The sequence below is a fragment of the Bacillus sp. L_1B0_5 genome (genome assembly GCF_000836715.1).
Lineage (GTDB): Bacteria > Bacillota > Bacilli > Bacillales > Bacillaceae_G > Bacillus_A > Bacillus_A thuringiensis_S.
The window spans coordinates 78,168-91,783 of record NZ_JXIS01000051.1 but is presented as its reverse complement, the minus strand read 5'-3'; the positions used below and the strand labels follow the sequence as shown (position 1 = coordinate 91,783).

The following is a 13,616-nucleotide window of genomic DNA, read 5'->3' as shown; positions in this document are numbered from 1 at the left end:
TTTAGAGTATCTTTTGTAATATAGGAATGCTTTTGTAGAGCACTTCGTTATGTGAAGCATGCACAACATATTTATTTCCCTCTAGAAGAAAAACGCTATGTAAAACAGCGTTACCGTCACCATGTTTTGTAAGTAAATCACCGACGACTTTGCCGTCTGTCCATTTCAGTTTGGAGTGTGAAGGGATAACTTGTAAATATTGAATTGTTTCCTCTTCATCTCCGGCAATGAGTGTAGTTTCAATATTTCTTTTTTGTATAATAAATCTATTTTCATTTAATGTATCGAGGAAAGGGTTTTTCGTTTGTATAGTACTATAAGGAAGAAATGTAAGAGAAGAGTCAGATCTTATAAATAAATAATTTCCGTAATCTTTACAAGGAATAACATCTTGTAATCCTGGAAAGTAAAGATGTATCGCCTCAACCTTATTCATTTTATGTAAGATGCTTAAGTAACGAATATATTGTTCCATATAAAAATGAACGATATTTATTTTAGAAGAGGCATGGATAGGGAGACTACCTCCAGTCCAATAACTATAATTTGGTGGAGATCCAGCGTTTGGTGTGCAGAGTATTATAAGTCGATTCACATCATTTTTATATGTTTCACTTTGAACGTAAGAACGTCCAAGAAGCCCGCCCATACTATGACACATTAGATTTAGTTTATCGCACCCTGTAATTTTTTTAGCATAGGCAATCGTTTGTAATAAATATTTTTGTGTAGAAAAAACAATGCGCTGCCGCCAGTCATAAAAACAGATGAACAAGTCTTTATTTCGTTCGTACCCCATACTTTCTAACATCATGATGAATGGTTCGTAAACAAATGCAGAAAGTCCAAAACTCCAATCACCAGTACCTGGAATAATAATATTACTCATTGAACCGAAAAGACCTGGGATAAAAACAATAGGGATTTTTCCTCTTTTCATATTTCTCTCTCCTTTAATCGTTTGGTATCAATAGAAATACATTTCGTATGAAAACATATTTAAATGAAACACTACAGAGTAGAAAGTAATTTGATCGGAAGGAAATCAAAATGATTAAAAAAATATTGCGAGTTACTTCTATTATTATTGCTATTTTTGTTTTTATTTTAATTTGGATGCATATCGATGTTACCTTAGGTAGGAAAATGGAAGCTGGGAAAAACATGCCGACAGAGTATGCATCTCACTATAGTGACTTTCAATTATATGTAGAAGGAAAATCATTATATGAGCAGCTATTTGAAGATATAAAAAAAGCGAAAAGCTCCATCTACACTTATTTCTTCATTTTGTCGGATGATAAAAGTAGCCATACTTTTTTAAACTTATTAAAAGAGAAGGCAAAAGAAGGAGTAAACGTCTATTTATCAGTTGATCGCATTAATGATTTATCATTTGAAAGGAAGATGATAAATGAATTGCGGGAAAGTGGTGTACATTTTACATATAGTAGAAAACCTGAATTACCATTCGGATTTTATTCACTTCACCATCGCAATCATCGCCGTATTACGACGATTGATGGGGAGATTGGCTATACAGGTGGTTTTAATATAGGAGATGAGTACTTAGGGAAAGATAAGCGATTTGGATATTGGCGTGATTATCATGTACGGCTTAAAGGAGAAGGAGCAAAAGATTTAGAACAGCAATTCGCTTTAGATTGGAAACGAGATACGAAAGAAGAGATAAAGAGAAGTACGAATAAAGCTAGTAAAGGGAATACTTTACATACTATGACTAGTTACAATGGGCATTACGTCGCTGAAACATATATACAGTTAATAAAGCAAGCGAAGCATTCAATCGTCATTACAACACCTTATTTTATAGCGAAAAATAAAGAATTAATGAATGCTTTAATTGAAGCGCAAAAACGTGGTGTTACAGTAAAAATACTTTGGTCATATAAACCAGATATCCCCCTTATTAAAGAGGCGGCATATCCGTACATACGTCAAGCTGTTAATAACGGGATTACGGTATATGGTTATAAAAAAGGGATGTTTCATGGAAAGTTAATGCTAATTGATAATGAGTTAACTGTTATAGGTACAACAAACTTTACTGCCCGTAGCTTCTATATAAATGATGAGATGAATTTGTATATTCATGGCGGGACTATCGTATCGGACGTGAATAAGGCATTAACAGAGGATTTTCGTGATTCAAAAGAAATGACGAAAGAGTTTTTTGAGAAGTTATCTTTTTGGGAACGTTGTAAGGAAAAAGTGGCGGGATTGGTTGATTTTTATTTGTAACGATGAATTAGGAAAGGGTGCCTACAAAAGGCACCCTTTTTGGTGGGAAATCATTATTTCTCATGCACCAGCATCGTAACATCATCATTAATCAACGTCCCCACATGTTCGCCTAAACATATTTTCTTCATGACTCCAGGCTCATCAAAGTTAAAGACGTGTGCTGGTAAATTGTAGTCCCGGGCAAGCAGTAATGCCGCTTGATCCATAACTTGTATATTTTGTCTAACGACATCATTATAGTTTAGTTTACTGTACATTTTTGCTGATTTGTTATGCTTTGGATCACTTGTAAAAACGCCATCGACACCCTGTTTTGCGACTAATATGGCATCGCTATTCATCTCAATGGCTCTTTGTACGCTTGGATAATCTGTCGTCACGAACGGTTGCCCGTTTCCGCCTCCAAAGATAACGATATAGCCGTTATCTAAATGGTGGACTGCACGCAAGCGAATATATGGTTCAGCTACTGCATTAAATGGAATGGAAGTCATAACGCGTACTTCTCTATTTGTTTTACTTGTTAAAACACCGCGAAGCATTAAGCTGTTAATGATTGTACCTAACGTACCGATATTATCAGCTTCTACGCGATCAATTCCCCACTCTTCAGCTAGATGTCCCCTAAAAATGTTACCGCCACCGATGACGATGGATACTTCGATACCTAAATCAACAATGGATAAAATTTCGTTTGCGATATGTTCTAATCGTTTGGAGTTAAAGCTATTTCCAGTTTGATCGGCAAGTGCACCGCCGCTTAATTTAATTAAGACACGTTTATATGGTCTCATAACAATTCCCCCTATATAGATCGCAATAAAAAAGGAACAAAGGCGAATGCCTTTGTTCCTTTTTAAGAAAATGAAAAAGAAAAGAAGAAGATAGGACGAATTGCTTTGTATAGTTTTTCATAACATCCACTCCTTTTCATTTTGATTTGTTGTAAGTATATATCTTTTTGATTATACGAAACAATCTGATTACTTATCAAGTTTATTTTATCGTTTTTTAACAAAATGGTGTCAATGAAAAAAAGAAGAAAAATATTCGAATTTTTTGTGACAAACTTGTAGGTTTTTGTATGATTTTGTAGGTTCGCTTATAAGATGTGTGAGTAGCTTTTATAAATTCAAATTGAAAGCGTTCGCATGAAGGGGATGAACATAAATGAAAAAATTCGGATTGGCAACACAAATTTTTGTCGCGCTTGTTTTAGGGATTGTAGTAGGGGCAGTCTTTTATGGCAATAAAACGGCGATTTCTTATATCACACCAATTGGGGATATATTTATTCACTTAATTAAGATGATTGTAGTACCAATTGTTATTTCAGCATTAATTGTTGCAGTAGCTGGTGTAGGAGATATGAAAAAGCTTGGGAAACTGGGCGGTAAGACAATTCTTTATTTCGAAATTATTACGACGATTGCTATTTTAATGGGATTACTTGCAGCGAATATATTCCAACCAGGTACTGGTGTTGATATGAGTAATTTACAGCAAAGTGATATTTCTTCTTATAAACAAACAGCAGATGCAACGGAGAAGAAAGGTTTTGCTGAGACAATTGTTCACATTGTACCAAAAAACGTATTTGAATCGATTGCACAAGGTGACCTATTACCGATTATATTCTTCTCAGTATTATTCGGCTTAGGAGTTGCGGCAATTGGGGAAAAAGGAAAGCCTGTTTTTAACTTCTTTGAAGGTGTACTCGAAGCAATGTTTTGGGTTACAAATCAAGTTATGAAATTTGCACCATTTGGTGTATTCGCATTAATTGCCGTTACGGTTGCAAAATTTGGTGTAGCAACATTACTTCCGCTAGGAAAACTAGTGCTAGCTGTATACGTAACTGTTATACTATTCGTTGTGATTGTATTAGGTATTAATGCACGAATGGTTGGAGTAAACATTTTTACATTAATAAAAATTTTAAAAGAAGAACTGATTCTTTCGTTTACGACAGCAAGTTCAGAAGCTGTTTTACCTAATATAATGAGAAAAATGGAAGAGTTCGGTTGTCCAAAGGCAGTTGCCTCTTTCGTAATTCCGACAGGTTATACATTTAACTTGACTGGATCGGCTATTTATCAAGCGTTAGCGGCATTGTTTGTTGCACAAATGTACGGTGTGCACATGTCACTAACGGAGCAAATAACGTTATTATTCGTTCTCATGTTAACATCCAAAGGTATGGCGGGAGTTCCAGGTGCATCGTTCGTTGTTGTATTAGCAACGTTAGGTTCAATGGGGCTACCACTAGAAGGTATCGCGTTAATTGCGGGAATTGACCGCATTTTAGATATGATTCGCTCATCTGTCAATGTATTAGGAAATGCATTAGCGGCCATTGTTATGTCGAAGTGGGAAGGCGAATTCGATAATGAGAAAGCAAAACAATATGTAGAAACAGTCAAAGAAACAAAAGCAGCATAAAAAATCGTTAAGGAGTGAATAATCATGGCAACATTAACTGAAGTTAAAAATGGTGTTCGAATTGAAAAAGATTTTTTAGGTGAAAAAGAAGTACCAAACTATGCATACTATGGCGTACAAACAATGCGTGCAGTTGAAAACTTCCCAATTACAGGATACAAAATCCATGAAGGTTTAATTAGAGCATTCGCAATTGTAAAAAAAGCAGCAGCACTTGCTAATACAGATGTAGGAAGATTGGAATTGAACAAGGGTGGCGTGATCGCAGAAGCTGCTCAAGAGATTCTTGATGGAAAATGGCATGATCATTTCATCGTAGATCCAATTCAAGGCGGAGCAGGTACTTCAATGAACATGAATGCAAATGAAGTCATTGCCAATCGTGCTCTTGAATTATTAGGAATGGAAAAGGGAGACTATCACTATATTAGTCCAAATAGTCATGTAAACATGGCGCAATCAACAAATGATGCATTCCCAACGGCGATTCATATCGCAACGTTAAATGCATTAGAAGGCTTATTACAAACGATGGGTTATATGCATGATGTATTTGAATTAAAAGCAGAACAATTTGACCATGTTATTAAAATGGGTCGTACACATTTACAAGATGCTGTGCCAATTCGTCTTGGACAAGAGTTTAAAGCATACTCTCGCGTACTTGAACGTGATATGAAACGAATTCAACAATCGCGTCAACATTTATATGAAGTAAATATGGGGGCAACTGCAGTTGGTACAGGCTTAAATGCAGATCCAGAATATATTGAAGCAGTTGTAAAACATTTAGCTGCAATCAGTGAATTACCGCTTGTTGGTGCAGAAGATTTAGTAGATGCGACACAAAATACGGATGCTTATACTGAAGTATCTGCAGCACTTAAAGTATGTATGATGAATATGTCTAAAATTGCGAATGACCTTCGCTTAATGGCATCAGGTCCACGTGTTGGTTTAGCAGAAATTATGTTACCAGCTCGTCAACCAGGTTCATCTATTATGCCAGGGAAAGTAAACCCTGTTATGCCAGAAGTTATTAATCAAATTGCGTTCCAAGTAATTGGTAATGACCATACAATTTGCCTTGCTTCAGAAGCAGGACAATTAGAATTAAACGTTATGGAACCAGTACTTGTTTTCAACTTACTGCAATCAATTAGCATTATGAATAACGGTTTCCGTGCCTTTACAGATAATTGCTTAAAAGGAATTGAAGCGAATGAAGATCGCTTAAAAGAGTATGTTGAGAAAAGTGTAGGAATTATTACAGCCGTGAACCCTCATATCGGTTATGAAGCTGCAGCTCGCGTTGCGAAAGAAGCAATCGCGACAGGGCAATCCGTTCGAGAACTTTGTGTTAAAAATGGTGTACTGTCACAAGAAGACTTAGAGTTAATTCTAGATCCATTCGAAATGACACATCCGGGGATTGCGGGAGCAACTCTTTTAAAGAAAAATTAAAAGAAGAGGGGGGACAAGCCCCTCTTTTTTGTTTACAATATAGAAATGCTATATATGAATAGAGGTAGGGATGTTATGAGCAAGTTTACAGTAGCTTCTAATGGTGCATTAGAAACAACATTAAGAGGAGCAGAAGTATTATCAACACCACTTTTAAATAAAGGGGTAGCTTTCACACAAAATGAAAGAGAAGAGTTAGGTTTAAAAGGGTTATTACCGCCAGCGGTTTTAACGTTAGAAGAACAGGCACGCCGAGCATACGAACAATTTAGTTCTCAGCCGGATGATTTATTAAAGAATGTATACTTAACTGCGTTACATGATCGAAATGAAGTATTATTTTATCGTATATTAACAGATCATTTACGTGAAATGTTACCGATTGTATATACACCAACTGTCGGTGTAGCAATTCAAAGATATAGTCATGAATATCGTAAACCACGTGGTGTTTATTTATCGATTAACGATCCATCAGGTATTGAAGAAGCATTCACCAATATTGGTGCAACAGCTGAGAACATTGATTTAGTCGTTGTAACAGATGGAGAAGGCATATTAGGAATTGGTGACTGGGGCGTTGGTGGTATTAACATTGCAATCGGAAAATTAGCTGTTTATACGGCCGCAGTTGGAATCGATCCTAGCCGCGTATTACCGGTAATTTTAGATGTAGGTACAAACCGTGAGGAACTATTAAACAATCCATTTTATATTGGAAATCGTCATCCTCGTATAACAGGTGAAGCTTACGATGAATTTATTGATACGTTTGTACAAGCAGTAAATAAACAATTCCCGAAAGCACTTTTACATTGGGAAGACTTTAGCTCTCGTAACGCACGAAAAATTTTAGATAAATACCGTCATGACGTTTGTACGTTTAATGATGATATTCAAGGTACAGGTGCAGTTTCACTTGCCGCAGTATTATCGGCAGTGAAAGCTTCTGGTGTACCATTAAGTGAACACCGCGTTGTTGTATTTGGTGCTGGTACGGCTGGAATCGGTATCGCAGATCAAGTTAGAGATGCGATGGTCCGCGTAGGCGTATCTGAAGAAGAATCATATAAGCGTTTCTGGTGTATTGATCGTAACGGGTTAGTTACAGATAATATGGAAGATCTTCTTGATTTCCAAATTCCGTACGCAAGACAAGAAGCGGAAGTAAGTGAGTGGAAGCAAAATGATGTGATCGGACTTGCTGAAGTTGTGAAACATGTAAAACCGACAATTTTAATTGGTACATCAACTGTTGCAGGCGCATTTAAAGAAGAGATTATTAAAGAAATGGCTTCTCACGTAGAAAGACCAATCATTTTACCAATGTCGAATCCAACACCGCTTGCTGAAGCAAAACCAGCAGATGTAATCGAGTGGACAGAAGGAAGAGCGTTAGTTGCAACAGGAAGTCCATTTGAACCAGTTACATATAACGGTGTAACGTATGTGATTGGACAATCAAATAATGCACTTATTTTCCCAGGGCTTGGTCTTGGAACAATTGTAGTACGTGCAAGCGTTATGACGGATGGAATGTTCGCAGCAGCAGCTGAAGCAGTTGCAAGTATGGTAGATACAAGTCAGCCAGGAGCACCTATTTTACCAGAGGTCGAAGAATTACGTAATATCTCAGAAATGGTTGCAATTGAAGTAGCGAAAGTTGCAGTTGCAGAAGGTGTTGCAAGAGTGAACTTAAGTGATAACGATATCAAGATGGCAGTGAAAGAAGCAATGTGGAAGCCAGAGTATCGCCAAATAAAAGCGGTAGAAAAGGTTAGAATATAGAAACGAAGCCCGTTTATAACAATAAGCGGGCTTTCGCTTTTACTACTGAAAAAAGTATAGGAAGTGGCACCTTTGAATTGGAATCAATTATGGAAGAAAGATATGTCCCTTTTAATTATATTAATGGTCGTTGTTCCGATTGCTGGGGAGCTGAACTTTCATCCCTTTAATGATACGTTTCGAGTTAGCTTCGGTACACCGCTATTCTTCTTTTTATTATTATTTTTAAGAAGAGTACCAGCAGGAGTTGCAGGTATTCTTGTTGGTATATCTGTAGTCTTATTCCGAGTATGTCTTGACTGGATTATGCAAGGTTCATTTTATATGACAGAATCATTTTATTTGCGTTATCCTGTGTTCTTCTATTATTTTATTTATGGCAGTCTTTTTTCGCTTTGCAGGGTAAATAAGTTCCATCAGAAACCAATCATTATTGGATGCCTTGGAATTTCAATTGAAATTGTTGCAAGTATGTCAGAACTTGCGTTTTATCACATGTTAGTACTCGGTACAACAATAACGATTTCTGAAGTAAATAAACTTATTATTATTGCTATTTTTCGTAGTTTCTTTGCACTTGGTTTTTTAAATATGATGAATTTATATGAAACGAAATTAAAAGAATCGCAAGTTCGAAAAGAAAATGAAAATATGTTAATGCATCTTTCTAATTTATATGTGGAATCTGTTCATTTGAAAAAGACGTTACAAAATGCGGAGTTAATTACACAAGAAGCATATCAACTATATCGAAATTTACAAGTAAGCGCTGATTCAAATAGTAAAACAGCATTGAAAATAGCAGGGGAAGTGCATGAAATAAAAAAGGATAATCAAAGGATATTTGCAGGATTATCTAAACTGTTATTAGATAAAAATGTGGCTGAATATGTAGAAGGACATGAGTTAGCAGAGATGATTGTTAGAATAAATGAGAAGTATGCTGAAATGCTAGAAAAGGATATACGTTTTTCTAAACATATAGAAGGTGAGCATGCTGCATACCATGTGTATACAGTGCTATCAATTTTTAATAACTTAGTTGCGAATGCTGTTGAAGCAATTGAAGATAAAGGTTTCGTTATTATTAAGCTATATAAAAGAAATCAGCATATATTTTTTGAAGTAATTGACGATGGGCCTGGTATTACACAAAAGTATAAGAAATTAGTATTTAAGCCAGGATTTACTTCCAAGTATGATCAAACGGGAACACCGTCAACTGGTATTGGGCTTTCTTACATAAATGAAATGGTAACAGAGCTAGGCGGAGAAGTGAAATTAGAAGACCGAGAAAATAAAAGAGGATGTAAGTTTATCGTTTGTTTACCGGAGGATAGTTTAAAGCGGGAAGGGGAATAGATTTGTTTTATTATATCGTAGACGATGATGAAGTTTTTCGTTCGATGCTTTCGCAAATTATTGAAGATGGAGATCTTGGAGAAGTAATTGGTGAGGCGGATGACGGAGCTTTTATTGAAGCCGATCAACTAAATTTTAAAAAAGTAGATATTTTATTTATTGATTTGTTGATGCCGATGAGGGACGGAATTGAAACAGTTCGTCACATTGCATCAACTTTTACGGGGAAAATCATTATGATTTCTCAGGTGGAATCGAAGCAGCTTATAGGTGAGGCATATACACTTGGTGTAGAATATTATATTACAAAACCATTAAATAAAATCGAAGTTGTATCTGTTGTACGCAAAGTGATGGAGCGTATTAGATTGGAGCGTTCTATACATGATATTCAAAAATCATTGAATAACGTGTTTCAGTGGGAAACACCGCAATTGCGTACTGAATCAGTGCAAGAAGGAAAAAAGATAGGGGATTTAGGGCGCTTTTTACTATCAGAACTCGGTATTGCGGGAGAGAATGGAAGTAAAGATTTACTTAGTATGCTGGAATATTTATATGGTCAAGAAAAGGCACAGGCATTTGAGTTTGGCTTTCCTGCGTTAAAAGAAATTTTTCATCATATTACGATAAGGAAATTAGGGGATATAGCTTTAGATGCGGATATTGATAAAGAGAAAAAAGCGTCTGAACAAAGAGTACGTCGAGCTATTTATCAGTCGTTAAATCATTTGGCTTCTTTAGGATTAACAGACTTTTCAAATCCAAAATTTGAAAGCTATGCTCCAAAATTTTTCGATTTCACTGTAGTTAGAAAACGGATGACAGAAATGACGAAAGATGAACTCGCACCTTCTGGTCATACGCGAATTAATACGAAGAAGTTTATTCAAGTGTTGTATTTTGAGGCGAAGAGGTTGATGGAGATAGAGTGAAAAAGATGCTTATAAATAAGCATCTTTTTTGTTAAATCAACATTTTATATTTTCTCGTGGAGCATGTAAAATGTTAAGTAAGAGAAAATGGTTTTATATTAAGGAAGTGTCAAAGCGATGAGTTTCACATTGAATAAATCGATTATTAAAGAAGTGTGCGGAGAGACCTCATATAAAAGAGGTGAAGCCTATTATAAATCAAATAAAGTGATAATAAATCATTATGATGAAAATAAAGAAATTTGCGAGGCGACAGTAAAAGGGAACGAGGATTTCCATGTTACAGTAGAAAAAGCTAAAAAGGGTGATGTTGTTGCGAAATGTAGTTGTCCTTCATTAGCGTCTTTTCAAACGTACTGTCAACATGTTGCAGCAGTATTAATACAAATAAACTATAATCAACAAACAGGTGGAATGAGTTCCGCTAGTAACAGAAGCGATCAATTGACAAGTGGTATGTTTCAGCTGTTTGCGGACAAACCACTGAGGCCAAAAAGTAAACAACACCGTTTTGATACACGTGAAATATTAGATGTTGAGTTTATATGTACACCAGTAGCTACGAGAAGTGGTGGGGCTCTACTTGGAATTCAATTGAAACTTGCCAAAGTGTATTTCATAAATCATATTAGAGAATTTCTTTCTAAGGTGGAGAAAAGAGAGTTTTTTCATTGTTCAAATGAATTTACATATACACCAGATGTACATAGTTTTAAACAAGAAACGGATGCAATTATTCAGCAGCTCATTAAAATGTATCATAACGAAAAAATGTATGAGGATGCGCTAGAAGTACATGCGAAACAAGATGAAAGTATGATATTTATACCACCAGCTTCATGGAAAGATATGCTCTCTTCACTTTCTAAAGTTGAATATGTACAGCTGAAACAAAATGAACAACTGTTTCAGGGATTACAAGTTTCAAAAGGTTTGTTGCCGTTACACTTTGAATTTACGAAGGGAAATAATGGCGGATTTACACTTCATATAGATGGTCTAAATCGTGTGCAAGTTATGGATATGTATAACAATGCACTTTATGATGGGAAATTATATCACTTACACATTGAAGATTGTATGCGACTTATTGAATTACAAAAGATGATGAGTCGCTCAAATAGTAATCAGTTTTATATTCCAGAAAGTAAGATGGAACATTTCGTCGCGAAAGTTGTACCAGGATTAATGAAACTCGGAACTGTACACATTGATGAAGTAATATCGGATCGTGTTGAAACACCTTCGCTAAAAGCGAAATTGTATTTAGACCGCGTGAAAAATCGCTTATTAGCAGGCCTTGAATTTCACTATGGGAACGTCATGATTAATCCGCTAGAAGAGGATGGACAGCCGTCTGTTTTTAATCGTGATGAGAAAAAAGAAAAAGAGATTTTAGACATTATGAGTGAAAGTGCCTTTGCAAAAACAGAAGGCGGTTACTTTATGCATAATGAAGAAGCTGAGTATAACTTTTTATATCACGTCGTGCCAACATTAAAAGGTTTAGTTGATATTTATGCGACGACAGCAATCAAATTGCGAATTAGTAAAGGGGATGCAGTTCCTCTTATTAGAGTGAGAAGAAAAGAAAGAATTGATTGGTTGTCATTTCGTTTTGATATAAAAGGAATACCAGAAGCAGAAATTAAAGGTGTATTAGCGGCTCTTGAAGAGAAACGTAAATATTATAGATTGGCGAACGGTTCGTTTTTGTCGCTAGAGAGTAAAGAGTTTAATGAAATTAATCAGTTTATAAAAGAATCAGGTATTCGGAAAGAATTTTTACATGGAGAAGAGGTAAATGTTCCGCTTATTCGGAGTGTAAAATGGATGAACGGACTTCATGAAGGTAATGTTTTAAGTTTGGATGATTCAGTTCAAGAGTTAGTAGAAAACATTCAAAACCCGAAAAAATTAAAGTTTGCTGTGCCAAATACTTTAAATGCAGAAATGAGAAAGTATCAAGTATACGGGTTCGAATGGATGAAAACACTTGCTCATTACCGTTTTGGCGGTATTTTAGCAGATGATATGGGACTTGGAAAAACGTTGCAAAGCATTGCTTTTATAGATTCTGTTTTGACTGAGATTCGAGAAAAGAAACTGCCAATATTAGTCGTTTCACCATCATCTCTTGTTTATAATTGGTTTAGTGAATTGAAAAAATTCGCCCCGCATATTAGAGCAGTTATTGCAGATGGAAACCAAGCAGAGCGCCGGAAAATTTTGAAAGATATAACGGAATTTGATGTCGTAATCACGTCATATCCATTACTGAGAAGAGATATAAGATTATATGCAAGACCATTTCATACACTATTTCTTGATGAAGCACAGGCGTTTAAAAACCCTACAACGCAAACGGCAAGAGCTGTGAAAACAATTCAAGCTGAATACCGTTTCGGACTAACTGGTACACCTGTAGAAAATTCATTAGAAGAGCTATGGTCTATCTTCCATGTCATCTTCCCGGAATTATTACCAGGAAGAAAAGAGTTCGGTGATTTAAGGCGTGAAGATATAGCGAAGCGAGTGAAACCATTCGTATTAAGACGATTAAAAGGGGACGTATTAAATGAGTTGCCAGAGAAAATAGAGCACTTACAATCATCGGAGTTATTACCCGATCAAAAGAGTCTCTATGCTGCTTATTTAGCGAAGTTAAGGGAAGAAACGTTAAAGCATTTAGACAAAGACACGTTACGTAAAAATAAAATTAGAATTTTAGCTGGTTTAACGAGATTGCGACAAATTTGTTGTCATCCCGCTTTATTTGTTGATGATTACAAAGGAAGTTCAGCTAAATTTGAACAATTGTTAGAGATTTTAGAGGAATGTAGAAGTACAGGGAAGAGAATATTAATTTTTTCTCAATTTACGAAGATGCTTTCCATTATTGGTCGTGAGTTAAATCGACAAGCAATTCCATACTTTTATTTAGACGGGAGTACACCAGCGCAGGAACGTGTAGAGCTGTGCGATCGGTTTAACGAAGGAGAAGGAGATCTATTTCTCATTTCTTTAAAAGCTGGTGGTACCGGACTTAATTTAACTGGTGCAGATACAGTAATATTATATGATTTATGGTGGAATCCAGCTGTTGAACAACAAGCGGCCGATAGGGCGTATCGAATGGGACAAAAAAATACAGTGCAAGTTATAAAGCTAGTAGCTCAGGGAACAATTGAGGAGAAAATGCATGAACTGCAAGAAAGTAAGAAAAATTTAATCGCTGAAGTGATTGAGCCGGGAGAAGAGAAATTGTCCTCGATCACAGAGGAAGAAATTCGAGATATTTTAATGATTTAATATAAAAAAGCTATGCCTTCAAATTTATGAGGGCATAGCTTTTTTGTT

General features: G+C 35.8%; 9 protein-coding genes. 7 read left to right on the top strand and 2 right to left on the bottom strand.

Translation table 11 applies throughout. The annotated features are described in order from the left end of the window. Nucleotide 1 precedes the first annotated feature (1 nt). Nucleotides 2-940: an acetyltransferase gene (locus tag RT27_RS18070; RefSeq protein ID WP_043936874.1), complete on the bottom strand. Its 939-nt coding sequence runs from the start codon at nt 938-940 to the stop codon at nt 2-4. 110 nt (nt 941-1,050) lie between these two features. Here RT27_RS18070 and cls point away from each other — a divergent pair, with 110 nt between their 5' ends. Further along, the gene (cls, locus tag RT27_RS18065; protein WP_043936873.1) at nt 1,051-2,262 is read left to right on the top strand and encodes a cardiolipin synthase; all 1,212 of its coding nucleotides are present in this window, start codon (nt 1,051-1,053) and stop codon (nt 2,260-2,262) included. Nucleotides 2,263-2,315: 53 nt separating this feature from the next. On the opposite strand, the gene pyrH is transcribed toward cls, so the two are convergent. Further along, the gene (gene pyrH / locus RT27_RS18060; RefSeq protein ID WP_001248059.1) at nt 2,316-3,059 is read right to left on the bottom strand and encodes a UMP kinase; all 744 of its coding nucleotides are present in this window, start codon (nt 3,057-3,059) and stop codon (nt 2,316-2,318) included. A gap of 376 nt (nt 3,060-3,435) precedes the next feature. Here pyrH and RT27_RS18055 point away from each other — a divergent pair, with 376 nt between their 5' ends. The 6 genes from RT27_RS18055 to RT27_RS18030 all read left to right on the top strand — a co-directional run bounded on the left by RT27_RS18055 (nt 3,436) and on the right by RT27_RS18030 (nt 13,568). Further along, nucleotides 3,436-4,707 (top strand): cation:dicarboxylase symporter family transporter, encoded by a 1,272-nt coding sequence (locus tag RT27_RS18055; RefSeq protein ID WP_000713291.1) that lies wholly within the window; start codon nt 3,436-3,438, stop codon nt 4,705-4,707. A gap of 24 nt (nt 4,708-4,731) precedes the next feature. Further along, nucleotides 4,732-6,171: an aspartate ammonia-lyase gene (gene aspA, locus RT27_RS18050; RefSeq protein WP_000224200.1), complete on the top strand. Its 1,440-nt coding sequence runs from the start codon at nt 4,732-4,734 to the stop codon at nt 6,169-6,171. A 75-nt stretch (nt 6,172-6,246) separates the two neighbouring features. Further along, nucleotides 6,247-7,959 carry an oxaloacetate-decarboxylating malate dehydrogenase gene (gene malS, locus RT27_RS18045; protein WP_029441958.1) on the top strand — a complete coding sequence of 571 codons (1,713 nt, stop codon included), beginning with the start codon at nt 6,247-6,249 and terminating at the stop codon, nt 7,957-7,959. Between the two features lie 63 nt (nt 7,960-8,022). Continuing rightward, a complete protein-coding gene (locus RT27_RS18040) occupies nt 8,023-9,321 on the top strand; it encodes a sensor histidine kinase (RefSeq protein WP_080681731.1) in 1,299 nt (432 codons plus the stop codon). Between the two features lie 2 nt (nt 9,322-9,323). Next, nucleotides 9,324-10,256, top strand: coding sequence for a response regulator (locus RT27_RS18035; RefSeq protein ID WP_016082107.1), 933 nt, complete (start codon nt 9,324-9,326; stop codon nt 10,254-10,256). Nucleotides 10,257-10,373: 117 nt separating this feature from the next. Continuing rightward, on the top strand, nt 10,374-13,568 hold the full coding sequence (locus RT27_RS18030; protein WP_016082106.1) for a DEAD/DEAH box helicase: 3,195 nt from the start codon (nt 10,374-10,376) through the stop codon (nt 13,566-13,568). Nucleotides 13,569-13,616: the final 48 nt, after the last annotated feature.